At 57.9% G+C, this 24,882-nt stretch carries 22 protein-coding genes and 3 tRNA genes; 6 read left to right on the forward strand and 19 right to left on the reverse strand.

The genetic code is table 11. The features are described 5' to 3' along the window. Nucleotides 1-116 precede the first annotated feature (116 nt). Nucleotides 117-677, forward strand: a complete 561-nt coding sequence (gene lexA / locus E4T21_RS17115) for a transcriptional repressor LexA (protein ID WP_149286189.1) — start codon at nt 117-119, stop codon at nt 675-677. Further along, on the forward strand, nt 677-1,297 hold the full coding sequence (locus E4T21_RS17120; protein WP_149286190.1) for an IMPACT family protein: 621 nt from the start codon (nt 677-679) through the stop codon (nt 1,295-1,297). Before lexA ends, E4T21_RS17120 begins: the two co-directional genes overlap by 1 nt. Here the strand turns inward: E4T21_RS17120 and olsF are convergent. The 4 genes from olsF to E4T21_RS17140 all read right to left on the reverse strand — a co-directional run bounded on the left by olsF (nt 1,263) and on the right by E4T21_RS17140 (nt 6,917). Continuing rightward, nucleotides 1,263-3,104 carry a bifunctional ornithine lipid synthase OlsF gene (olsF, locus tag E4T21_RS17125; RefSeq protein WP_149286191.1) on the reverse strand — a complete coding sequence of 614 codons (1,842 nt, stop codon included), beginning with the start codon at nt 3,102-3,104 and terminating at the stop codon, nt 1,263-1,265. The genes E4T21_RS17120 and olsF overlap by 35 nt on opposite strands. Nucleotides 3,105-3,415: 311 nt before the next feature. Then, nucleotides 3,416-4,738, reverse strand: coding sequence for a sodium ion-translocating decarboxylase subunit beta (locus tag E4T21_RS17130; RefSeq protein ID WP_149286192.1), 1,323 nt, complete (start codon nt 4,736-4,738; stop codon nt 3,416-3,418). A gap of 10 nt (nt 4,739-4,748) precedes the next feature. Further along, complete coding sequence (gene oadA / locus E4T21_RS17135; protein WP_149286193.1) at nt 4,749-6,557, reverse strand: sodium-extruding oxaloacetate decarboxylase subunit alpha; 1,809 nt, start codon at nt 6,555-6,557, stop codon at nt 4,749-4,751. Between the two features lie 111 nt (nt 6,558-6,668). Next, nucleotides 6,669-6,917, reverse strand: coding sequence for an OadG family protein (locus E4T21_RS17140; protein ID WP_149286194.1), 249 nt, complete (start codon nt 6,915-6,917; stop codon nt 6,669-6,671). 198 nt (nt 6,918-7,115) lie between these two features. Here E4T21_RS17140 and E4T21_RS17145 point away from each other — a divergent pair, with 198 nt between their 5' ends. Further along, entirely contained in the window at nt 7,116-8,144 is a 1,029-nt protein-coding gene (locus tag E4T21_RS17145; protein ID WP_149286195.1) for a tRNA dihydrouridine synthase, read from the forward strand. A gap of 131 nt (nt 8,145-8,275) precedes the next feature. On the opposite strand, the gene dbpA is transcribed toward E4T21_RS17145, so the two are convergent. The 12 genes from dbpA to E4T21_RS17205 form a co-directional block, all read right to left on the reverse strand. Then, nucleotides 8,276-9,679, reverse strand: coding sequence for an ATP-dependent RNA helicase DbpA (gene dbpA, locus E4T21_RS17150; RefSeq protein ID WP_205423410.1), 1,404 nt, complete (start codon nt 9,677-9,679; stop codon nt 8,276-8,278). Nucleotides 9,680-9,916: 237 nt separating this feature from the next. Beyond that, a complete protein-coding gene (locus tag E4T21_RS17155) occupies nt 9,917-10,774 on the reverse strand; it encodes a PA4780 family RIO1-like protein kinase (protein WP_149286196.1) in 858 nt (285 codons plus the stop codon). A gap of 486 nt (nt 10,775-11,260) precedes the next feature. Continuing rightward, nucleotides 11,261-11,337, reverse strand: a tRNA-Arg gene (locus tag E4T21_RS17160). Nucleotides 11,338-11,383: 46 nt separating this feature from the next. Continuing rightward, nucleotides 11,384-11,460: transfer RNA gene (locus E4T21_RS17165), tRNA-Arg, on the reverse strand. 73 nt (nt 11,461-11,533) lie between these two features. Beyond that, nucleotides 11,534-11,626: transfer RNA gene (locus tag E4T21_RS17170), tRNA-Ser, on the reverse strand. A gap of 89 nt (nt 11,627-11,715) precedes the next feature. Continuing rightward, nucleotides 11,716-11,919, reverse strand: a complete 204-nt coding sequence (gene csrA, locus E4T21_RS17175) for a carbon storage regulator CsrA (protein ID WP_149286197.1) — start codon at nt 11,917-11,919, stop codon at nt 11,716-11,718. 198 nt (nt 11,920-12,117) lie between these two features. Then, on the reverse strand, nt 12,118-13,368 hold the full coding sequence (locus E4T21_RS17180; protein WP_149286198.1) for an aspartate kinase: 1,251 nt from the start codon (nt 13,366-13,368) through the stop codon (nt 12,118-12,120). Nucleotides 13,369-13,533: 165 nt separating this feature from the next. Further along, nucleotides 13,534-16,140, reverse strand: a complete 2,607-nt coding sequence (alaS, locus tag E4T21_RS17185) for an alanine--tRNA ligase (RefSeq protein WP_149286199.1) — start codon at nt 16,138-16,140, stop codon at nt 13,534-13,536. A gap of 196 nt (nt 16,141-16,336) precedes the next feature. Beyond that, complete coding sequence (locus E4T21_RS17190; protein WP_149286200.1) at nt 16,337-16,804, reverse strand: regulatory protein RecX; 468 nt, start codon at nt 16,802-16,804, stop codon at nt 16,337-16,339. Continuing rightward, nucleotides 16,801-17,874, reverse strand: coding sequence for a recombinase RecA (recA, locus tag E4T21_RS17195; RefSeq protein WP_149286201.1), 1,074 nt, complete (start codon nt 17,872-17,874; stop codon nt 16,801-16,803). Before recA ends, E4T21_RS17190 begins: the two co-directional genes overlap by 4 nt. A 178-nt stretch (nt 17,875-18,052) precedes the next feature. Then, nucleotides 18,053-18,571: a CinA family protein gene (locus E4T21_RS17200; protein ID WP_149286202.1), complete on the reverse strand. Its 519-nt coding sequence runs from the start codon at nt 18,569-18,571 to the stop codon at nt 18,053-18,055. 116 nt (nt 18,572-18,687) lie between these two features. Next, nucleotides 18,688-18,846, reverse strand: a complete 159-nt coding sequence (locus E4T21_RS17205; protein ID WP_149286203.1) for a YqaE/Pmp3 family membrane protein — start codon at nt 18,844-18,846, stop codon at nt 18,688-18,690. A gap of 204 nt (nt 18,847-19,050) precedes the next feature. Between E4T21_RS17205 and mutS the strand changes: the two genes are divergently transcribed. After that, nucleotides 19,051-21,639: a DNA mismatch repair protein MutS gene (gene mutS, locus E4T21_RS17210; RefSeq protein WP_420827712.1), complete on the forward strand. Its 2,589-nt coding sequence runs from the start codon at nt 19,051-19,053 to the stop codon at nt 21,637-21,639. Between the two features lie 445 nt (nt 21,640-22,084). Next, nucleotides 22,085-22,408, forward strand: a complete 324-nt coding sequence (gene fdxA / locus E4T21_RS17215) for a ferredoxin FdxA (protein ID WP_149286204.1) — start codon at nt 22,085-22,087, stop codon at nt 22,406-22,408. Between the two features lie 134 nt (nt 22,409-22,542). Here the strand turns inward: fdxA and E4T21_RS17220 are convergent, their stop codons facing one another. The 3 genes from E4T21_RS17220 to zapE (E4T21_RS21565) are packed head-to-tail and all read right to left on the reverse strand — an operon-like array spanning nt 22,543 to nt 24,231. After that, the gene (locus E4T21_RS17220; RefSeq protein WP_149286205.1) at nt 22,543-23,010 is read right to left on the reverse strand and encodes a GNAT family N-acetyltransferase; all 468 of its coding nucleotides are present in this window, start codon (nt 23,008-23,010) and stop codon (nt 22,543-22,545) included. A 31-nt stretch (nt 23,011-23,041) separates the two neighbouring features. After that, nucleotides 23,042-23,644 (reverse strand): cell division protein ZapE, encoded by a 603-nt coding sequence (zapE, locus tag E4T21_RS21560; RefSeq protein WP_275898206.1) that lies wholly within the window; start codon nt 23,642-23,644, stop codon nt 23,042-23,044. Continuing rightward, entirely contained in the window at nt 23,533-24,231 is a 699-nt protein-coding gene (zapE, locus tag E4T21_RS21565; protein ID WP_275898207.1) for a cell division protein ZapE, read from the reverse strand. Before zapE (E4T21_RS21565) ends, zapE (E4T21_RS21560) begins: the two co-directional genes overlap by 112 nt. Nucleotides 24,232-24,368: 137 nt before the next feature. Here zapE (E4T21_RS21565) and E4T21_RS17230 point away from each other — a divergent pair, with 137 nt between their 5' ends. Next, the gene (locus tag E4T21_RS17230; protein ID WP_149286206.1) at nt 24,369-24,839 is read left to right on the forward strand and encodes a DUF2946 domain-containing protein; all 471 of its coding nucleotides are present in this window, start codon (nt 24,369-24,371) and stop codon (nt 24,837-24,839) included. The last annotated feature ends 43 nt before the right edge of the window (nt 24,840-24,882 follow it).

Below are 24,882 nucleotides of genomic sequence, written 5' to 3' on the forward strand. Positions count from 1 at the left end.
AAGGAGCATAGACATGGAGATTCATCGATCAGGCTTGCGCCTTTTTCAGACACTGCTATGCTTCGTCAAAACACTGTATGTATCGACAGGTTTTTGCCGCAGGGAGACCAAGCGCCATGACCAATGCAACAGTCGCAGCAACAAGCACAGCGAAAACAATCAACGCAGTTGGAACAACCTGTACAGACGGGACAACCTGTACAACGAAAACGCTTTTCCTGGAACGCCTCCCCAATCTGCCCATTGCCGAAAGCTGGGCCCAGATCGAGGCCAGCGACGATACTGATGGCATGATGGAGATACCCTTGATCGGTCATGTCTCCGCAGGATTGCCCATCGAAGCATGTCGCGACGACCGCACACTGCGAGTTCCTTCGCGTATGGTCCGGCGCAATACTTACGCCCTCCAGGTACGCGGAGACTCCATGATCGATTGCAATATCTTCGATGGAGATGTGATCATCATCGAACGTCAGGAAAGCGCCGAGAACGGCGAAACTGCTGTTGTGATGATCAATGACCAGGAGGTCACCCTGAAAAAGCTGTATATCGAAAAGAGCGGTGTTCGTCTACAGCCCGCCAATACCAGCATGCCCCCTATCTATTTGAAGAACAGCGACATTCGCGTTCTGGGCCTGGTCATGGGCGTGGCCCGACAGGCGGAGATGGCTGCCTGATGCGATACCCTGTACCGGACCTGGCAGCCGATGCCTGGTTCGAGAGCGAGATAGAAATTGAACGCAGCCGTTTCATTACCTGGCTAGCCCACGCGCCGGATGTTCCCGCTTTTGACCAACTGCTGGCTGAAGCGCGGAAAACACACCCCAACGCCTCTCATCATTGCACGGCCTTCATCGCCGGCCCTCCCGGGGAACAGGTGCATATCGGCTTTTCCGATGATGGCGAGCCCGGCGGCACAGCTGGTCGCCCGATGTTCCAGGCGCTCAGCGGCGATGGCATCGGCCAGGTAGCCGCTGTAGTGACGCGTTATTTCGGAGGAATCAAGCTTGGCACAGGAGGGCTGGCTCGGGCCTATACCCAAGCCGTGGTCACGGCCTTGGCTGAAGTACCCCGGCGGGAAGAGACAGAACGCAAGCCCGTCAGAATTCGCATTGACTTCGCTGGTGAAGCGGAAACCCGTGACTGGTGCCGGCAGCGTGACATCTGCATTGATGATGCAGACTATGGTGCCGAGGGCGTCATGCTTACCCTCGGCTGGCCACGGGATGACAGCGTCGACCTGACGACCCTGACTTCGCGCCTCAAGGGAAGGCTGCAGCTCCAGTCTGACGAGTGACTGGCGCATCAGCCAGGGGCTTGGTCGCGCTCGTCCTGGAGGGAGCTTCCTCGACAACCGAATCCTTCTCGCGATTCCGTGTCGTCATGACGGTAGCATCTCCGATATAGCGAGCCCGCTTTTCCGGTTTCAGGCGCGTCACATCTACTGCTACCAAGCCATCGATGCAGTAACTGAAACCGGTGTCCACGCCAAAGGCATGGAAACGCACTCCCCCCTCTTCGGCCACCTCTACATACTGCTTGTATAGTGCAGGAACCCCAGCTCCCATGGCTTGCAGAGCCTCCTTGAGACGTACAAAGTCCTCGCGTCGACTGTTTCCGACAAACAACCGCTCAGCTTCGTGTCTTCCGGCATCAGACAACTGGCATGGAGCCTTGGGACGAATGGCGTACTCGCCATCTCCATGATAATGACGGTAGTAACTGACCAACAGCTCCTTGGCCAATGGCGGCATGTGGTTGGGTATGGTCACAGGGCCGAACAACCAGCGAACTTCGGGATGCGCACGCAGGTATGCGCCAAGCCCGAGCCACAGGTAATCCAGGCTTCGTCGCCCCCAGTAACGCGGCTGAACGAAGCTCCGCCCCAGCTCCAGCCCGTTGCGCCACTCGCTCATCGGCGCTGACTCCAGATGAAAGATGGTGGCGCTATACAGCCCTGAAATGCCCTTGGCATCAAGGATTCGTCCAACTTCTCCCAGGCGATAGGCACCGGCAATTTCCAGGTCCTTGTCATCCCACAGGACCAGGTGACGGTAATGTTCGTCATATTCATCCAGATCACGCCTGAGGCCCGTACCCTCGCCCACACGGCGAAAGGCAATCTCGCGCAAACGACCTATCTCACGCATCACCGCAGAATCAGGTTGATAATCAAACAACAGTATCTGCTTGCCATCCGGTGTTGCGCCAAGGTGTTCAGCACCGGCCAGCTCCTCGCGCAATTGCTGACGCTTCTCCGGATGAGCAATTCCGGCCTCGCCGACGAACACCCCCTTCTTGGCCTTGCCCAGGCGATAGACATGCTTGCGCAACAGCTTGAGCTTGGCCGGCGCACTCAGATCATCGCGATCGAAGCGCTCCAGGGTGATGGAACCGCCTACCTTGAGGGCAATCTGGCGCCCCCTCTGGTGGAACATTTCATGAGGAAGCAACAGGGTACCCAGCGGTGAATACAACCAGGCCAGGGAATAGAAAAGACTGGTATTACGCCCTCCCACATGCACCGGCACGATGGGAGCATTGGTCTTGCGCGCTGCATGCAGGAAGCCGGACATCCATTTACCATCCTTGATACCCGAAGGACTGGCTCGGGACACCTCTCCTGCGGGGAAGACGATCACGGCTTGTTCAGCGTCCAGAGCATCCACAATGCCCTGCAGGCTCTTGCGGAACCCCCTGCGCGACAGGTTGTCCACCGGCAGCAGACGCGAAGCCAGGGGCTCGATCTGCAATAACAGGTCATTGGCTACGATCTTCACGTCAGGGCGCACGTCTGCCACCATGCGCACCAGTGCCAGCCCGTCCAGGGCACCCAAAGGATGATTGGCAACGATCACGACCCGGCCTGTCACCGGAATATTGTCGCGCTCCTTGGAAGACAGGGTGTAACCGAAGTTGAGGTATTCCAGGACACGATCGATGAATTCAAGCCCACCAGCACGCTGATGGCGGACGAGAAAGTCATTGATTTCCTGCTCATGGACCAGACGCTTGAGCGCCGCGACCAGCAGGCCGCGGCACCAGGCGGGCCAGCGCTTGACACTCGGCGCCTTGGCCCGGAGCGCTCCTTCGATATCGATCATGCCCCCACCCCCTTGTTTGGCAATATGGCCAGACTAGGGCGGGCTCATGACAGTTGGATGGCCAGACCAGGACGGAGAAATGACAGTGCGATGCGAGCCGTAAGCCGTAAGCCGTAAGCCGTAAGCCGTAAGCCGTAAGCCGCGAGTGTCGAACTGCGAGTCACGAGCAGTCCAGTGCCGCTCTGTGGATCATCGACAAGAATGGGGGTTCGGGGTTACTTGCAGCTTAAAACTTACAGCTTATAGCTCGTTTATAAGCAACCTGACCGGCACCCTCCGGAGAGCAGGGCACCGGTCATTACAGGACAAACTTACCCCAGGTACTTGATCATCACCCCTGCAGCCACCGCTGAACCGATGACTCCAGCCACATTGGGGCCCATGGCATGCATCAACAGGAAGTTATGGGGGTTGGATTCCAGGCCGATCTTGTTCGACACCCGTGCCGCCATGGGTACCGCCGAAACCCCGGCAGAGCCGATCAAGGGGTTGATCGGATGCTTGCTGACAGCATTGAGCAACTTGGCCATCAGCACACCACTGGCCGTACCGATACCAAAGGCAACAATGCCAAGGCCGAGAATACCCAGCGTCTCCACTGCCAGGAAACGCTCAGCCATCAGTTTCGAGCCGACGGACAGACCGAGAAAGATGGTCACCGTATTGATCAGCGCATTCTGGGCCGTATCGGAAAGCCGCTCGACCACACCACATTCGCGCATCAAGTTGCCGAAGCAGAACATGCCCAGCAAGGGTGCAGCATCAGGCAAGAACAGCACGACCAGAATCAGCAGGACCAGCGGAAACAGAATCTTCTCGACCTTGGAGACCGGACGCAGCTGGGTCATGACGATCTCACGCTCCTTGGCAGATGTCAGAGCGCGCATGATCGGCGGCTGAATCAACGGCACCAGAGCCATGTAGGAGTATGATGCCACCGCGATGGCACCCAGCAGCTCCGGTGCCAACAAGCTGGACACATAGATCGAGGTCGGACCGTCAGCACCACCAATGATACCAATGGCAGCCGCCTGCTTGAGCGAGAAGTCCATCCAGCCCATGCTGGTCAGCCCCACTGCACCCAGCAAGGTAGCAAATATGCCAAATTGAGCCGCAGCGCCAAGGAACAGCGTGCGAGGGTTGGCCAGCAACGGACCGAAATCGGTCATGGCTCCGACCCCCATGAAGATCACCAGAGGTGCGATGCCCGATGCAATGGCAACGCTGTAGAACTGATACAGCATGCCATGCGCATACCCCGCATCCATGGCCTGGTCATTGGCAGCGCGTAGCAAGGCAGGAGAAATATCTGCATGCAACGCTTCGCCTACCGCATGCCGCCAGCTTTCCATATCGGCACTGCCCGGTAGTGCAACTCCAAGCGTCTGGGCCAACTGCTGAAGCAGGGCTGAATTGCCCAGGTGAGCCGCTTGCTCCGCAGCCGACATGGCAAGCCCCGCCTCGGGAATATTGGCCAGGATGCCACCAAACCCGATGGGCACCAGCAACAGCGGTTCGAATCGCTTGGCGATGGCAAGCCACAGCAGCAACAGCCCCACCACGATCATCACCGCCTGGCCGAGACTCAGGTTATACAGTCCGGAGCCGTACCAGAGTGTCAGAATCTTCTCCATGAAATGACCCTCAAAGTACGACGAGCGTATCGCCGACGGCGACACTATCGCCCTCGGACACCTTGACCGCCGACACAGTGCCGGCATTGGCCGCCCGAATCTCGGTCTCCATCTTCATGGCTTCAAGAATGATCACCACATCACCTGCGGCCACGCTGTCTCCCGCCGAGACATTGACCTTGAAGATGTTGCCTGCCAATGGCGCCGTGATGGCTTCACCTGAAGATGCCGCGGGCGCCGTCGACGCTGCAGGTTCCGGCGTGGCGCTGGCCTCACTGATCTGGGTGATATCGCCACCTTCGCTGACTTCGACAACATAGGCACTGCCATTGACCTTGACGGTATAGGTCTCGGACCCAGCCTCGGACGCCGGCACACGGGAAGCAGCAGGAACCACTGCCTTATTGCTCTCGCCAGCCTCGGGTGCAGGCTCGAAGGCCTCGGGGTTATCACGATTGCTCAGGAACTTGAGGCCAATCTGCGGGAACAGGGCATACGTCAGCACGTCGTCGACTTCCTGCTCCCCCTCAGCCAGACGAATGCCTTCGGCCTTGGCCTTTTCGCGCAACTCGCCGGCCAGCCTGTCCATTTCCGGTGTCAGGTTGTCAGCAGGACGACAGGTGATCGGCTCGCCACCATCCAGTACCCGGCCCTGCAACTCTGTGTTGAAGGAGGAAGGCGCACAACCGTATTCCCCCTTGAGCAGTGCCTGAACTTCCTTGGAAATGGACTTGTAACGCTCGCCCATCATCACATTCATCACAGCCTGGGTGCCGACGATCTGCGATGTCGGTGTGACCAGAGGAATGTAGCCAAGATCCTCGCGCACCCGTGGAATCTCTGCCAGTACCTCATCCAGCTTATCGCCTGCCCCCTGCTCCTTGAGCTGGCTCTCCATGTTGGTCAGCATGCCCCCCGGCACCTGAGCCACCAGGATGCGCGAGTCGATCCCCCTGAGAGAACCCTCAAAGGCAGCATACTTCTTGCGCACTTCACGGAAATAGGCCGCGATGTCTTCGAGCAGCTCCAGATCCAGGCCGGTATCACGCCCGGTACCCTGAAGTATCGCCACCACCGACTCGGTGGGGCTATGCCCATAGGTCATGGACATGGAAGAAATGGCAGTATCGACATTGTCGATGCCGGCTTCGGCAGCCTTGATGGCCGTCGCAGTGGACATGCCAGTGGTAGCATGACACTGCATGTGGATAGGTATATCAACAGCCTGTTTCAGGCGAGACACCAGCTCGAAGGCATCGTAGGGCTTGAGCAGACCTGCCATGTCCTTGATGCACAGGGAGTCCGCTCCCATGGCGGCGATACGCTTGCCAAGCTCCACCCACCCTTCCAAGGTATGCACAGGGCTCACGGTGTAGGACATGGTGCCTTGAGCATGCCCCCCGACCTTGCGCACAGCCTGAATAGCACGTTCCAGATTGCGTGGATCGTTCATGGCATCGAAGACACGGAACACATCCACGCCATTGACCTTGGCTCGCTCGACAAAGCGATCGACCACATCATCGGCATAGTGGCGATAGCCCAACAGATTCTGCCCACGCAGCAGCATCTGTTGAGGTGTATTGGGCATGGCTTCCTTGAGCGCGCGGATACGTTCCCAGGGATCCTCGCCCAGGTAGCGAATACAGGCGTCGAAGGTGGCTCCTCCCCAGGATTCCAGAGACCAGAAGCCAACCTTGTCCAGCTTTTCGGCGATGGGCAGCATGTCATCTAGACGCATGCGGGTAGCGAACAGCGATTGGTGGGCATCGCGAAGGACGACATCAGTGATGCCGAGCGGGCGTTGAATCTCGCTCATCGTCGGTTCCTTGAATGTGTTGGAAGTTATCGTTGAAAGCGTCAGAGAAACCTATGTCCAAGCCATGAGGGCTGCTACAATCGCCGCCCCGTGTAGGCCTGTGGAATCACCCTAGCGACGATGGCGCTGGCGATATTTGTGCACTGCCGCTGAAATCGCGGCGATCAAAGCCTCGTCTTTCTTGCCTGAGACATCAGAAGATTGGCCGGCTACTGCTGGAAGGCTTGGCTCGGGCTCAGGGAAAAAGCGCCCGAGAACTCGAGACATCAAGGTGGTGGCAATCACCAGCACCGTAAGAAAAACAAAAACGAAGCCCATTCCGAGCCCCATCAGGGCAAGACCTTCATTTAGCAACGGCATTCAGAATCCTCCGGATTAGCGCAAGAAAACTCTTCGAGTTGTCGTGATTTTCGCAAAATTGCCGTATTTATAACGAATTCATTGTTATAGCCTGCCACATTCCCGGCCCGTGACAATGGCGTAAAGGTAGCAGCTTTGGTTGTTAAATTACTACATAATGACCAGGGCCTAGACAAAGGTCGTATAGGTCTAGCACCCATGGAAGGCGTCATCGACGCTCACTGCCGCGACCTGCTCACCCGCGAAGCAGGCTTTGACTGGACCGTCACCGAGTTCGTCCGCGTTGTCGACGCGCGCCTGCCACCCCGTGTCTTCTATAAACACTGCCCAGAGCTGCTGCACAAAAACTGCCCAGAGCTGTTGCACAAAAACCGCTCAGGGCTGTTGCATAAAAACCGCTCAGGGCTGTTGAACCCACCCGCAACACCCTCCGGAATCCCTGTACATCTGCAACTGCTGGGGTCGGATCCAGATGCCCTGGCTGCCAATGCTCATCAGGCACTACGCCTGGGAGCCATCAGCCTGGACCTGAACTTTGGCTGCCCGGCCAAGCTCGTCAACCGTCATGACGGCGGGGCCTCCATGCTACGCGACCCAGAGCGCCTCTACCGTGCCGTGGACGCCGTCCAGAGTGCCGTAGGCGACCACATCCCGGTGACCGCCAAGATCCGCCTGGGATTCTCCGACCGCCGACTGGCTCTGGCTTGCGCTCAGGCCGCAGAAGCCGGAGGCGCCGCACAACTGGTGGTACATGCCCGCACCCGCAACGAAGGCTATCGCCCTCCGGCTCACTGGGAGTGGATCGGGCGCATCCGAACCCGACTTTCCATACCTGTCGTCGCCAATGGCGACATATGGAGTCTAGAAGATTACTGGAAAGCCAGAACTCTCTCGGGTTGCCGCGATGTCATGCTTGGGCGCGGCGCCTTGGCCGACCCCTGGCTGGCCCCTCGCATTCGCCACTGGCAGCTCACCGGGCATCGCCTGCCACCGACCAGCTGGCCCCAGCGCGCTAGCCTGCTCAGTGCATATGCTGCAATGCAGCGTAATACACTACCAGACAAAGTAGTAGTCTCGCTATTGAAGCAATGGCTGAATCACATGCGCGCTCGAAACCCCGAAGCCGCCCAACGTTTCCAGGCTTTGCGCCGCATTACTGATCTCGACACCTTCCTCGACGGACTCAACCAACCGACGCCCTCGGCCATTGCCGTCGGCCAGTCATGAACATGAAAGTCCTCCCCGCTACCTACGCACAATCCTTCAGGGATTATTTGACTGCCAGGGAGAGGTCACTGATGACATTACTGCTGATGACCTTACTGCTGACCGCATTTCGGGGCATATTGGCCTAGCGCTCAGACACCCACAATCCGCGCGCGGAATTTACGGCCTTTCAGCTTTCCATTGGCAAGCTTGCCCAGCGCCTTTTTGGCGACCTCTCGCTCCACCGCTACAAAAGTAGAGAAATCAAACAACTGAATTTTTCCGATCTGAGCTGCGTCAATACCACCCTCCCCAGTCAGCGCACCAACAACATCCCCTGCACGCACCTTCTGCTTCTTGCCACCATCGATCTGCAGCGTAGACATCACCGGCCGTGAAGCCACAAAGCCCTTGGGCAACGGCGGAACTTCCTGCAGCGTTATTGACTGCTGCGTCAACGCCTCCAACCGCTCCAGCTTGTAGATCTCCTTCTTGCTGACCAGCGACAGCGCCACACCCTTCTGTCCCGCCCGCCCGGTGCGACCGACCCGGTGCACATGCACCTCCGGGTCTCGTGAGAGGTGGTAGTTCACCACCACAGGCAACTCCTCAATATCCAGCCCGCGCGCGGCCACATCCGTCGCCACCAGAACGGAAGCGCTGCCGTTGGCAAACAGCACCAGCGTACAATCACGATCCTTCTGCTCCATATCTCCATGGAGCGCGAGCGCAGAGACGCCGGCACGCTTCAGCGCCTGCGCAGCCTCATCGGCTTCCTTCCTGGTATTGCAGAAAACCAGTGCCGATGAAACATCGAAATTGGCCAGCAACTGATATAGCGCTGCAGGCCGCTCCTCGTTGTTCTCCACCTGGTAGTATTTCTGCTCGATCGTGTTCTGGGTGTGCGCCGAGGTGACTTCCACCTTGACTGGATTGCGCAGCACCCGCGTCGCCAATGCATCGATGGTGTTAGGGTATGTGGCTGAAAACAGCAGCGTCTGCCGCTGCGATGGCAACTCCGCCAGAATCTGGTCCAGCACTGCCTGAAAACCCATATCCAGCATCCGGTCCGCTTCGTCCAGCACAAGAGTCTGCACCCCTTGCAGATCGAGATTACCCTTGCGTAGATGATCTTCAATTCGCCCGGGCGTACCCACCACGATATGCGCCCCATGCTTGAGCGAGCCGACCTGCGGCCCGAAGGGCATACCGCCACATAGCGTCAGGATCTTGATGTTATGAATAGTCCGCGCCAGCTTGCGCAACTCCCTTGCCACCTGGTCCGCCAGCTCGCGGGTAGGACACAATACCAGTGCCTGCACTCGGAATTGCCCTACCTGCAGCTTGTGCAGCAGGCCCAGACCAAAGGTCACGGTCTTGCCTGAGCCGGTCCTGGCCTGGCCGATCACATCCCGCCCATCCATAATCGCCGGCAGCGCAGCGGCCTGAATTTCCGTCAGGCGGGTATAGCCGAGATCCTCCAGGTTTGTCAGCAGAGACTGCTGTAGTGGCAGGGACTGGAAATCGCGTGGGTGGTTGGTGTCAGAGGTTGTCAAAGCAGGGACTCATTTGGTTTGGTTTGGAAGGCGAGAGGGAGGGCAGCGCATTGTAGGTTAGCGCGGGGCAATCTTCTGGTGGAAATGAGCGTGAGCCGCATTGGGCTCATTCCGGTTCCCTGCCCTTACCCCAGGCAGCCTTCGCCACCGGGGCACGGTGCATACTGTTGGCGGCAAACACACCGAGGAAGCGTGTCAGGTTGACACGCGGCTTGAGCACAAGGGCCGATAGGCTCGTCAATCGTCGTTCTGTTCATCCCAGGTCGGCGCCATGCGCTCGGCCTGCTCTTCACGCACGTCATCAATGACGGCCATCAGATTCCCGACATCGACACTGGTCGTGTCATGTTCAAAATGCCCAGTAAGGGAGCTGTCCGGGTGCAGCTCACCCGCCTCATAGAGCGCCCAGACCTCCTTGCCGTAATCGGTAGACAATAGCTCCGGAGCGAAACGGCCGAAATAGGCGCGCATATTGTCGACATCGCGCTCCAGCATCATGGCAGCGCTGTTGTTGCCGGCAGCATCCACCGCCTGGGGCAAATCGATGATCACCGGGCCGTGGCGGTCCACCAGCACGTTGAACTCGGAAAGGTCACCATGTACCAGGCCGGCACACAACATGCGCACGACATCGGCCATCACCTGGCCGTGGTAGTCGCGGGCCTGCTCCGCGCTCAGCGTGACATCATCCAGCCTCGGGGCGGCGTAACCCTCGCCGTCGGATACCAGCTCCATCAGCAGTACGCCATTGACGAAGCCGTATGGCCGAGGGACGCGAACGCCGGCCGACGCCAGCCGATACAGGGCATCGACTTCAGCATTCAGCCAGGCCTGTTCATGTTCTTTCTGGCCGTAGCGAGACTTCTTCGACATCGCACGTGCACGGCGACTGTTGCGCACCTTGCGGCCTTCCTGGTACTGCACCGCTTGCTTGAAGCTGCGCTGCCTGGCTTCCTTGAAAACCTTGGCACAGCGCAAGTCGCTACCGCAGCGCACCACATACACCTGCGCTTCCTTGCCGCTCATCAACTGGGCGATGACTTCATCGATCATGCCATCATCGACCAGCGGTTGTAATCTCTTGGGTACTTTCATGGTTCTTGGCAATCCGTCCTATTCGGTCCTGAATTCAACCAATAAGTACAGCACCCGCTGCATCCAGGGTTCCCGAGTTTGCACCCAGAAAAACCTGCGCCGGTGTCCGAGACGCTTTCGTGGGCGATTGTTCAGCTTGTTTACCGATCATCGTACCTCGGCCTTGCACCCCACACCTCTTCGGAAGCACCTCTTCGGAAAGTACCGCCACAACAGGCCTTCACGACACCTTCGCTCTTCAGACTTCACCTCGCAATGGCCCCTTACCGCTCGACCAGCACTACCCACTGCTCGGCGTGCTGGGGGAATCCCCCCAGCACCTCTCTCAAGACCAGCGCCAGTCAAGGCGCTATGGGCTATGCCTAGCGCGCAAAAAAACACCCTCACAAGGAGGGTGGACAAACGATCGCGACCAGACAGCAACTCCGTCCGCCAACCGGTCAGCAAAAACAGAAAACCCGCCCTCATCGAGGACGGGTAGGAATCTGGCGCGCCCGGGAGGATTCGAACCTCCGACCACCTGATTCGTAGTCAGGTACTCTATCCAGCTGAGCTACGGGCGCGTAGGCAATGCGAGTCAATAACACAAGCACTGCAATGATGTATAAATGGCGCGCCCGGGAGGATTCGAACCTCCGACCACCTGATTCGTAGTCAGGTACTCTATCCAGCTGAGCTACGGGCGCATACCTACATCTGATACCACATCTAACATGTACCAACTTCGAGATCAGTTCTCAGAAAGAACTTGAGCCCGAATGGCGGAGAGGGAGGGATTCGAACCCTCGATGGGGCTATAAACCCCATACTCCCTTAGCAGGGGAGCGCCTTCAGCCACTCGGCCACCTCTCCCTCATCGGCACGGTGCGTATCCTACCGATATCCCAAGGCTTTGTCCAGCCTAATGATAAAAAATCTTCTCACCAGGCCAGGCAGCAGCATCATTCACCGCTGTCCCCATCGGTGGTGCCACCACCGGCCTTTTCACGCTGGATTCTCTGGTAGATCTCTTCGCGATGCACCGCAACATCCTTCGGGGCATTAACGCCGATACGCACCTGGTTTCCCTTGACCCCAAGAACAGTGACTGTGATGTCATCACCAATCATCAGGGTTTCGCCAACGCGGCGGGTCAGGATAAGCATGACTGATCTCCTTCTCAGACCAATAACGAGAGTCGCTTCAACACCCCAGGCTCAGCCGAGACAACTCTATATAATTATGTAAATTGCAGGCGACAACGACTCATGACACCTGATTGTCCCGTTTAAGGGAAGCCCAGACATCACTTTAGGATATCCAGGCCTACCTTAAGCGTAGAAGGTGTACGCGATGGCGGAAGCTTATTCGCTCTCGATATCAGCTTTGTCGAGACCAAAAGCACTATGCAGGGCCCGAACCGCCAGTTCCATCTGCTTTTCATCGATCACAACAGAGATCTTGATTTCAGACGTGGAGACCATGCGAATATTGATGTTCTCTTCAGACAACACCTTGAACATCTTGGAAGCGACACCTGCATGAGAGCGCATGCCAACACCCACCAAGGATACCTTGGCAATGTTATCGTCGCCACGCAGCTCACCACCACCAAGATCCGGAATTACCTGTTCTTCAAGGATGCGCATGGTCTGCTTGTAGTCACCCTTGGCCACAGTGAAGGTGAAATCCGTGTAATCACCAGCCGGAGCAACATTCTGGACAATCATGTCCACTTCAATGTTGGCATCGGCAATCGGACCCAGGATACGAGATGCCACACCAGGCACATCAGGAGTATTCAACAGGGTCAGCTTGGCTTCATTAGCGGTGAAGGCGATACCGGAGATCAGCGGTTCTTCCATAGAGTCCTCGTCTTGTTCTGAGTCTGCAACAATCAGGGTGCCGGGACCGTCCTCGAAGCTGGACAGCACACGCAGCGGAACATTGTACTTGCCGGCAAATTCAACCGAACGAATCTGCAATACCTTGGAGCCGAGGCTGGCCAGCTCGAGCATTTCCTCGACAGTAATGGTATCCAGGCGCTGGGCCTTGGAGCAGACGCGCGGGTCAGTCGTATAGACACCATCTACATCGGTGTAGATCTGGCACTCGTCGGCCTTCAGGGCTGCAGCCAACGCCACACCGGTCGTGTCGGACCCCCCACGCCCCAAGGTGGTGATGTTGCCTTCTTCATCAACCCCTTGAAAACCGGCCACTACCACAACACGACCTTCATCCAGGTCCTCGCGCATTTCATCGGTTTCGATGCGCTGAATACGTGCCTTGGTATGGGCACTGTCGGTGAGAATGCCTACCTGCGATCCAGTGTAGGAAGTAGCGGGCACACCAAGCTTGTGCAACGCCATGGCCAACAGAGAGATCGTCACCTGCTCACCGGTGGATACCAGCATGTCCATCTCGCGAGGCGTCGGATCTTCGTTGATCTCGTTGGCTAGACCAATCAAGCGGTTGGTTTCACCACTCATGGCTGAAAGCACGACCACCACCTGATGGCCTGCGTCACGAAAGCCCTTGACCTTCTCGGCAACCGCTTTGATCCGCTCGACAGAGCCGACTGAAGTACCACCGAATTTCTGTACGTATAGTGCCATATATGCCGATTTCCTCGCTCGCTGTACTGTTCAGGAAGCCCGGGCTGATCTGCACTGTTGCCAGCACATCCAGCAAGCCCCCATGTATGAATGAACTCTTGTATCGAGTGTCGTCAGAGGCAGAAAAAAGGCCGGGGAGCCACAACGTCTTCCCGGCCATCAGGCTCAGAGTTTGGCTTCAAGCCACGCAGGCACACTTTCGAGTGCCGCTGGCAATGCCGCTACATCACTTCCTCCCGCCTGGGCCATGTCAGGACGACCACCACCCTTGCCACCGACTTGGCTGGCTACGTGATTGACCAGTTCCCCGGCCTTGACCTTGGAAGTCAGATCCTCTGTTACGCCTGCGATCAAACTGACCTTGCCAGAATCCTTGTCGGCTACACCGAGCACCACCACTCCGGAACCCAGCTTGCTTTTGAGTTGGTCGAGCATACCGCGAAGATCCTTACTGGATACCCCTTCCAACTGAGTGGAAAGCACCTTGATACCCTGAACATCCCGGGCCTGACCAAGCATGTCGCTACCGGCAGCACTGGCAAGCTTGGCCTTGAGGCGTTCCAGCTCCTTTTCCAGGCCACGGTTGCGCTCGACCAAAGATTCTACACGCTCTTCCACCTGTTCCGGCTTGGCCTTGAGGCGGGCAGCGACACGCCCCAACGTCGCTTCCTGATCCGCAAACCAGGCCAGGGCACCCTCACCGGTAATAGCTTCAATACGGCGAACACCAGCGGCGATACCACTCTCTGCCACGATGTGGAAACAACCGATATCGCCACTGCGGCGCACATGCGTGCCACCACACAGCTCGATGGAAAAGTCATCTGCACCAATCGTCAGCACTCGCACGCTATCTGCATACTTGGCCTCGAACAGCGCAGCCGCTCCCTTGGTCTTGGCTTCGTCCAGCGTCATGCTCTCGACTTTCGTATCGGCGTTGGCCAGAACCTGCTCATTGACCAGACGCTCGACCTCGGCCAGTTGCTCCGCTGTCACTGCCTCGAAATGGTTGAAGTCAAAACGCAGGCGCTCAGGCGTCACCAGTGAGCCCTTCTGCTGGACATGCTCGCCCAGCACCATGCGCAAGGCCTTGTGCATCAAATGAGTCGCGGAGTGGTTGCGCACGGTGGCGGCACGCAAGGCCGGATCGACCTTCGGTGCCACGTCGGCCCCCACCACCAACTGACCTTCCAGCATCAGGCCCTGGTGAAGGTGGTGACCAGACTGCTTCTGAGTATCGTTGACCAGGAAGCGGCCGCCATCGGTGTAGAGATAGCCGGTATCCCCCACCTGGCCACCGGACTCACCGTAGAAAGGTGTGCGGTCCAGCACCACCGTCCCTTTCTGCTCGGCGCCCAGGCTTTCCAGTGCATTGCCCGCAACATCATAGATAGCAACGACCTTGGCACTGTCTTCCAGGCGATCATAGCCAGTAAAGTCTGTCTGACCATCCAGCTCGATGGTGACACCGTAGTCAGCACCGAACTGGCTCGCAGCCCGCGCGCGCTCACGCTGGGCTTCGAGTTCGCGCTCGAAGCCAGCCTCGTCCAGCGTTACACCACGCTCGCGACAGACATCAGCCGTAAGGTCATACGGGAAACCGTAAGTGTCATAGAGCTTGAACACGGTTTCACCTGGCAACACATCGCCAGACAACCCCGCCAGTGCGTCTTCCAGCAAGCCCATGCCGTGATCCAGGGTGCGGGCAAACTGCTCTTCTTCCTTGAGCAACACACGCTCGATCTGTTCGCAAGCCTGATGCAGCTCCGGATACGCATCGCCCATTTCTGCATCAAGGGCAGTCACCAGGCGATGGAAGAAGGCACCCTTGGCGCCCAGCTTATGCCCATGGCGCACCGCACGACGAATGATACGACGCAGCACATAGCCGCGACCTTCATTGGACGGCAGAACACCATCGGCAATCAGGAAGGCACAAGAACGAATATGGTCGGCAATAACGCGCAAAGACGGCGTCTTGGTATCGGCATGACCAGTCGCTTCGGCAGCCGCTGCCAGCAGGTTCTGGAACAGGTCGATCTCATAGTTGGAGTGCACGCCCTGCATCACCGCAGCAATACGCTCCAGCCCCATGCCCGTATCGATGGACGGCTTGGGCAACGGGTTCAGGTTGCCCTGGGCATCGCGATCGTACTGCATGAACACCAGGTTCCAGATCTCGATGTAGCGGTCACCGTCTTCATCGGGGCTTCCAGGAGGGCCTCCAGCCACCTCTGGGCCATGATCATAGAAGATCTCAGAGCTGGGGCCACAAGGGCCTGTGTCACCCATCTGCCAGAAGTTGTCCTCGTCCAGCTTGGAGAAGCGTTCTGGATCGACGCCCATCTCGTCCTTCCAGATACGCTCGGCCTCGTCATCGCTGATGTGTACCGTGACCCACAGCTTTTCCTTGGGCAAACCCAGCACTTCCGTCAGGAAGGTCCAGGCAAAACGAATCGCATCGCGCTTGAAATAGTCGCCGAAGCTGAAGTTGCCCAGCATCTCGAAGAAAGTGTGGTGACGAGCGGTGTAACCGACGTTATCCAGGTCGTTATGCTTACCGCCAGCACGGACACAACGCTGCGCTGAAGTGGCACGAACGTAGTCACGCGGATCACGGCCAAGGAACACATCCTTGAACGGAACCATGCCAGCATTGGTGAACAGCAAGGTCGGGTCATTGCCCGGCACTAGAGAACTGGACGGTACGCGGGTGTGGCCGTGTTCCTCGAAGTAACTCAGAAAGGCCTGTCTGATGTCTGCGCTATTCATGAAATATCCGTGGCGATGAGCGGGGTACGCGTCGAGCCCACGGCACGCTGCCGAGGCACGCCGACGACCTCACGGGGGTGAACTCAGCAGGAAACGAGCCTGCGATTTCAGGACCCCAAGGTGTCGAAAGGGGGAATATTATAACGCAGATGTCAAGCGACTAAAGTGGCGGGGCCATTGAAAGTCATTAAAACACTCAATCGCGACGGCTGAGTGCCTTTCTCACTTGCTCGAAAGTGAAGCCGCGCGACGCAAGAAAGCGCTCTCGACGGCCCTTTTCCTTTACAGGCAACGTAGCAAAATCCTCTTCGCCGAAGCGCCGTTGCAGCACTTCTCGCGCCTGTTCTTCCCAATCGACGCCCAGGTCGCGCTCGATCTGCGCCAGGACCTGACTGGCCATGGATCGATCAATGCCTCGCAGAGAAATATCCGCCAGCATCTTCACGACCCCTTGGCCACGTTGCACCCGACCTCGCAGAAAGCTTTCAGCAAAACGTTCATCGCTTTGCAGTCCCTGCATCTCCAGATCGTTCAGCGTGTCGCTGATGACACTGGAGGCATGCCCCCTGGCCTTCAGGCGTTCCACCAGCTCCTGGCGCGAATATTCGCGTCGCGCCAGCAGCCGAATGGCGTCATCACGGGCAGTTGGCTGCGCTGGTGTCACAGCAGGTCGTCACCCAGATCATCCACACCAGACAGCGTGGCTACCGGTGCTTCCTCTTTTTCCTGCTTGGGCTCAGGCTGAGTCAACAACTGAGCACGAATCTGAGTTTCAATCTCGGCCATGATCTCGGGGTTGTCCTCGAGGAACTGGGCAGAATTGGCCTTGCCCTGCCCGATCTTGTTGCCGTTGTAGCTGTACCACGCACCCGCCTTGTCGACCAGTTTGCATTGCACCCCCAGGTCAATGACCTCTCCAGCATGGTAAATACCCTTGCCGTAGAGGATCTGGAACTCGGCCTGGCGGAATGGGGGAGCCACCTTGTTCTTGACCACCTTGACCCGGGTTTCATTGCCCGTGACCTCATCGCCCTGCTTGACCGAGCCAGTACGACGGATATCGAGGCGCACGCTGGAATAGAACTTCAGCGCATTACCACCGGTCGTGGTCTCAGGGCTGCCAAACATGACCCCGATCTTCATGCGAATCTGGTTGATGAACACCACCATGCAATTGGCATTCTTGATGTGGCCCGTGATCTTGCGCAGAGCCTGGGACATCAGGCGAGCCTGCAGGCCCACATGGGAATCGCCCATCTCGCCTTCGATTTCCGCGCGTGGCGTCAATGCCGCCACCGAGTCGATGATGATCACATCGACACCGCCGGAACGTACCAGCATGTCGCAGATTTCCAGGGCCTGTTCGCCAGTATCCGGCTGAGACACCAGCAGGTCGTCCAGGTTGACACCCAGCTTCTCGGCATAGCTGGGATCCAACGCATGCTCGGCATCGATGAACGCGCAGGTCTTGCCGTCCTTCTGGGCCTGGGCAATGACAGAAAGGGTCAGGGTCGTCTTGCCGGAAGACTCCGGACCGAAGATTTCGACAATACGGCCATACGGCAGTCCACCGATGCCCAAGGCAATGTCGAGACTCAGGGAGCCGGTGGAAACAGAAGGCATCATCACCCGCGGCGCATCACCCAGGCGCATCACGGTTCCCTTGCCGAATTGGCGCTCAATCTGGGAAAGAGCGGCGTTCAACGCCTTGCTGCGGTTGTCGTCCTGGGCCATGTGGGAGCTCCTGTCTTGAACTAGCGCCTGATTGCCAGCATTGATTAGTGGCGGCGGTCAGCAATCGAAAAATCGAGTAAGAGTACTGTATGACTGAACAGTAGTATGACGAAAAATACAGGCTTCGACCAGCCCTTGATTGAGCCAATTTCAGTGAGGCTGTGATAACAAGGGCGGCTTATGCGCCGGCTTCAAGCGCCTGAATCAGCCCCAGCAACGCATGGCGTACGGCCTGCTCGCGGACTTCTCCACGCCCACCTGGGAAGCAGCAGCTCTCGGTAGATACCCGGCCATGTGCTGACCAGGCAAACCACACCAGTCCTACTGGCTTGTCGGGAGTGCCGCCTGAAGGTCCAGCAACGCCGCTGACCGCCACACCGAGTTCGGCACCACTATCCTGGCAGGCTCCTTGAACCATGGCCTCAACCACCGCCTGGCTGACAGCACCATGTTGCTCCAGAGTCGCTTCTGGAACTCCCAGCAGACGAGTCTTGGCCGCATTGGAATAGGTGACGTAGCCTGTCTCGAAATATGCCGAACTGCCGGAAATATCAGTGATGGCGGCAGCCACACCTCCTCCGGTGCACGACTCAGCGGCAGTCACCGCCACGCCCTGGGCCAGACATACTTTCCCCAAGCGTTCAGAAAGCATCATCAACGGCGTAGAAGGAGCAGTAGAAGGAACATCAGATGGCATCGGGACGCTCCGGAAACTGTGTTTAAGCAGTCACAGCCCATGGGGATCGGAAGCTTTCCGGCCCCATGGGCATTCTGCTATTCAATGATTCGGTGGATGGCCGTATTCGACGATGATCAATATTTGGTAATAACCCAGATAGCGTGAATGATGCCCGGGATGTAGCCGAAGATGGTCAACAGGATATTGAGCCAGAACTGCAGGCCGAGACCAACCTGGAGAAATACGCCCACCGGGGGAAGCAGAATGGCCAACAGAATGCGAACGACATCCATATGCATGACTCCTTGGTAAATATCTACAAAGAGTAGCCTTGGCGCTCTTCGTAGAGCAACACTCAGCCAGCAATCATCATGCTATGTGCACGATTGCAAGTACTGGATTACGGATGCTGGGCAGTGTTTGCCCATGCTATTCTGAGCGGCCAAATGCGCCATCAGCAGAGCGCCACATCCATGTATCAGGAAAGTCCCTAGCCCATGAACGACATGGCCAAGCCCAGCGCCCCCACTCATACGCCGATGATGAGCCAGTACCTCAAGATCAAGCGTGAGCATCCCGAGGTGCTGCTGTTCTATCGCATGGGGGACTTCTACGAACTGTTCTATGACGACGCTAAGCGCGCTGCTGCGCTGCTGGACATTACCTTGACCCAGCGCGGGCAGTCCGCCGGCCAGCCGATCCCGATGGCAGGCGTGCCTTACCATAGTGCAGAAGGTTACCTGGCACGCCTGGTCGCCGCTGGCGAGTCCGTGGCCATCTGCGAACAGATTGGCGATCCAGCCAAGTCCAAGGGGCCTGTAGAACGCAAGGTCGTACGCATCGTCACCCCCGGAACCCTCTATGACGAAGCGTTGCTCGACGCCCGCCGCGACAACCTGCTTGTCTCGCTGGCACCACTGGGAGAGCGCCTGGGACTGGCGTGGCTGGAGTTGTCCAGTGGACGTTTCAGCGTGCTGGAGGTCGAAAGTGAAGCAGAAATGCTTTCCGAGCTGACCCGTCTCGACCCTGCTGAACTGCTGGTTCCGGAAAGCCAGAGCCTTCCGCCAAGCCTGGCCGAGCGTCGGGGATTGCGTCGCCAGAGTGACTGGTTGTTCGACCTGGAAAGCGCCACCCGTGCACTGTGCAACCAGTTTGGAGTCCAGGACTTGCGCGGTTTCGGCTGTGCACACCTGTCAGCCGCCATTGTTGCCGCCGGTGTACTGGTGGAATATGCCCGGGACACTCAGCGCAGCGCATTGCCTCATGTCACCGCCATCGGCGTCGAGAACCGCGATGATGCAGTCGTCATCGATGCCGCCAGCCGCCGCAACCTGGAAATCGATACCAATCTCAATGGCACTGGTGACAACACACTGGCCAGCGTCCTCGATACCAGCGCCACCGCCATGGGCTCACGCTTGCTCAAGCGCTGGCTCAATCGCCCACTGCGAGATCGTGCCCAGGTCCAGGGGCGGCAGGCGGCCATCGCGCTGTTGCTCGATCGTGATGATTACGAACCCCTGCGCGATGATCTCAAGGCCATCGGCGACGTAGAACGTATCCTGGCCCGCGTTGCGCTCTACAGTGCCCGCCCTCGGGATCTGGCTCGCCTGCGGGATGCGCTCAACGCCCTTCCCGCACTTCAGGCCAATCTAGCCAATTTCGATGACGGCACCGCGCTTGACGAGATTCGCCACCATATACGCCCTTATCCGGAACTGGCTGACACACTCAACCGGGCCTTGATCGACAACCCTCCGGTCGTGATCCGGGATGGCGGCGTCATTGCAGAAGGCTTCGATGCCGAGCTTGACGAATACCGCGGCCTGGCGGAACACGCCGGCGACTACCTTGTGCAACTGGAAACACGGGAAAAGGCTCGCACCGGCTTGAGTGGACTCAAGGTCGGCTATAACCGAGTGCATGGCTATTACATCGAAATTCCCCGTTCACAAGCCAAGGAAGCACCGGCAGATTATGTGCGTCGCCAGACGCTGAAGAATGCCGAACGCTTCATCATTCCTGAACTCAAGGAATTTGAAGACAAGGCGCTGTCGGCCAAGTCCCGCGCTCTGGCAAGGGAAAAGTTGCTGTATGAGGCCTTGCTCGACGAGCTCAATGCCGAACTCTCCCCTCTGCAGGCCACCGGCCGTGCTCTGGCGTCCCTTGACGTGCTTTGTGCTCTGGCCGAACGTGCTCGCGCCCTGGACTTCGTCCGCCCGACCCTGTCCGAAGAATCCGGCATAGCGATCTCCGGCGGTCGTCATCCCGTCGTGGAACACGTCAGCGATGGTCCCTTCGTGCCCAACGACCTGCGTCTGGATAACGAACGTCGCATGCTGGTGATCACCGGCCCCAACATGGGGGGTAAATCTACCTACATGCGCCAGGCCGCACTGATCACCCTGCTGGCTCACACGGGCAGCTTCGTACCCGCAGACGCAGCAACTGTCGGCCCAGTGGATCGTATCTTCACCCGTATCGGCTCCAGCGATGACCTTGCTGGTGGCCGTTCCACCTTCATGGTGGAGATGACCGAGACCGCCAATATCCTGCACAATGCTACTGAATGCAGCCTGGTGTTGATGGACGAGATTGGCCGCGGCACCAGCACCTTCGATGGCTTGTCACTCGCCTGGGCCAGTGCCGAACACCTGACCAGCACTCGGGCCTTCACCTTATTCGCTACCCATTACTTCGAAATGACCGCCTTGGCGGATCAGGCATCCAGCGTCGCCAATGTGCACCTGACCGCTACCGAGCACAATGACGGCATCGTCTTCATGCACCGGGTAGAAGAAGGTCCTGCCAGCCAGAGTTATGGCCTGCAGGTCGCCCAGCTTGCAGGCGTACCTCAGAATGTCATTGCACGCGCGCGAACCAAGCTGGCCAGCCTCGAGCAACAGGAAGTCGACCATAGCCGCCCCGCCGCTGGCGGCAATGTATCTCCGGATGCTCCTCAGCAGGCTGACTTGTTCGCCAGCGCTCCGCACCCGGTTGTGGAACGGATTGGCCAGTTGCAGCCCGATGAGCTCACTCCTCGCCAGGCATTGGTATTGCTGTACGAGCTGAAAGCCAACCTTTGACCCTGTCTTTTTCCGCAAAGGCCCGGGACAGGCATTGCAACGCTTGCCCCGGGCCCGACCCGGAGACTAGAATGTGGCAGCAAAGGACCGTGACTTATAAAAAGCCATTGGTTAATAACCAATGGCGATAAGAGAATGCTCGCCAGGTCACCTTGCGGCGAGCCCAGGCAAGCCCTCGAACGGCGTGAAAAAGGCCATGCGCCAAGGCTTTTGTGCTCAATCCTTTAGTGATTGGTCCTGAAGCATATCGCCCAATAGAGTGGATAATAGCCTGAAGAGTGAATAATAGCCTGAAGAGTGAATAGAGCCCCTTGATGAGAACTTCTGGCTTGATCGAGAATTTCTGACTTGATCGAGAGTTTCTGAAGAGCGGGCCTGTAGCGTACTTACCCATCATATTTGAGTATCACCGGCAGCCAATCCGGTGAGAGGAAGGGAGACTGGCATGGCATTCGTCGTCACCGAAAACTGCATCAAGTGCAAGTACACTGACTGTGTTGAAGTATGTCCGGTGGACTGCTTCTACGAGGGCCCGAATTTCCTGGTGATCCATCCTGACGAATGCATCGACTGTGCACTGTGCGAGCCAGAGTGTCCTGCCGAAGCCATCTTCTCGGAGGATGAATTGCCGGAAGGTCAGGAGCAGTTTGTCGAGATCAACGCCGAACTGGCTGAAGTGTGGCCGAACATCACCGAGAAGAAAGATGAGCTGAAAGACGCCAAGGAATGGGATGGCAAGGAAGGCAAGCTGGAGCATCTCGAGCGCTGAACCAGTACCCGCCAATGTCTCCCATGCAAAAAATCGCCAGGTTCATGCCTGGCGATTTTTTTGTCTCGAGATAGAGGTTGAGCTAGGAAGTGGTTGAACTAGGGCTAGTGACTGGACTAGAGATAGTGGCTGGATTAGAGAGGTTGATACATGACCGTCACATCTTCGCCACGATAGCTGAGCGCTTCGAGATCCCGCCAACCAAGTCGACGATAGAGCGACTGCTGGTCTGGCGTATAAAGATATAGCCGATTGACACCATGTTCACGGGCCTCATCCTCGACACGACGCACCAGGGCCGAAGCCAGCCCCTGACCGCGCTGCTCAGGCAACACGAAGACAGAAGCCAGCCAGGGAGAATATTCCCGGCGGATGCTCATGTCATCCGGCGACAGGCTGGCCGTGCCGACTGGCTTTCCATCACGCATGGCCACGAATACCGAAGGTACACCGCCATTGCCACAGAAGCTGGCCACTTCCTTGCTCCAGCTTTCGAAATCACTATCAGGGTGTAGATGCCCCCAGGCCTCATAGGTCCAGGCAGCCACCTTAGCCAGATGAGGAGAGTCAGCCTCCAGGCGCTCGATGGTCCATGCTCGCATTACTCGATTCCTCCTTGACGTGTCTTTGTCTTCAGCCGCGTCCAAAACGTTCAAGCTGCATTTCGCTGAGGCGGCTCAGGGTGCGTCGAAAGGCAAAGGCAAGATGGCCATCGGGATAGAGTTCGTCCATCGGCACTTGCGCTTCAATCACCAATGGAACACCGCGGTCATAGCACTCATCCACCAACGCGATGAAACGCCGCACACCATCATCCTTGGGCGATAGTGGCGGCAACTGTCGGTCACCGGCCTGAACCTGCTCGCTGGCATCTTCGGTACCCCGGGCAATACGTGCCGGCTGCGCACATCCGGCAAGGGCTGGTACCTGCCCCAGCATCAGCACATCGAAGCGGTCACACAGGGCAATGAAATCCAGGGCTGCCAGGGGCGCTTCACACAGAGCAGCGTAATCGCACCAGAGCACCTTCCTTCCCATGCCACGGGCCTCGATGGTACGGCTGCCCACCCTCAGCTCCACATCTCGACGGGCATCAGGATCAAGCGCGGCAAGCTGATCCGCCATCACGCTGGGTTGTCCTTCACGCTGAACAAAGTACCGCTGACAGGCAATACCAGGGTGCTCGCGATGGTCGACTCCCCCATCCAGGTGCACCAACACCATATGCTGTTCCATGGCCGCGATCGCCGGCAGCAGACGATCACGATTGTAACCATCGCGATAGAGCTCTGCCGAGGCTGATTGGAGGTCGCGATCACGACCAGGTCACGCTCAAAAAGCCGGATCAACAGACCACCAAGCAAGGTAGCATCGGCAATATCCTCTACATACAGCTCATCAAGGCACAGAACCTTGACTTCCGCGACCAGCTCTTCGGCCAGGGCGGCCAGAGGATCCGGCCGCCCCCGCCAATGAAACTGGCGCTGGTGTACCCAACGCATGAAATGATGGAAGTGCCAGCGCCGAACAGGAACCGGGCATGACAACACGAAACGATCCATTAGCCAGGTCTTGCCCCGCCCGACACTTCCCCACAGGTAGACACCGGCTATCGCACGGCCATCCGCCTTGAGTGACGAGCCCTTGAGGGCCTGATGACACTCATCCAGCATTTCGACGGCACGCCATTGAGCCGCATCCTCGACGATACGCCCCGCCTCCAGGGCTGCCTGGTATGCCTCCACGGGAGACAATGGCGATGTCACGCTGGTCAAAACGCTATCATCGGCTTGCATGACAACGGTGGGGCTCGAATTGGGCACGTATCTCCTCCTTGTTTGCTGCGTCACTACACCACAGGCATAGGCAGCACTTCGCGGGTCGCCTATAGTAGGCTGTCATATTCATTTGATCTGGCATTCACCGCCCTCATCCATCACTCCGCTTGAACGGCCTCTCGATGTTGTCACGCAGTGCTCGCTTCCAACGCTGGCTTGGCTATCTGGCCCTGTTCGCCATGCTGATGATGTTTATCGGCCCGGTGATCAGCCAGACCCAACGCCTGCTCCTGAGCGAAGCCAGCGCCAGAATGGCTGCAAGTACAGGCGTTGATGCAAGTCCGGGGGTTGATGCCAGCACAGGCGTTGGTAAAAGTACCAGGACATCACACGAGCATCACCACGGTCATCATGGTGATTCGCCATTCAGCAGTCTGCCTGGCAGTCCTGAATCAGGCTCTCACCACGATCTGTCCGCCTGTGGCTATTGTGTGCTGTTCACTCTGGTACCGGGGCAGGCAATCGCAGTGGTCCTGCCCGACCTGATTCCTCCTCGGAATGCCCCCCCCGTTGCCATCAATGGCACTCGAGCGCCGCCCTCACGGGCGTACACTCATCCTGAAACCCGCGCCCCACCTGCCCTCTTCTCCTGAATGATTTCGGCGTCTTCCATGACTCAGGCCTTTATCTGTGCCC

Origin of the sequence: Halomonas binhaiensis, assembly GCF_008329985.2 — a bacterium.
Lineage (GTDB): Bacteria > Pseudomonadota > Gammaproteobacteria > Pseudomonadales > Halomonadaceae > Halomonas > Halomonas binhaiensis.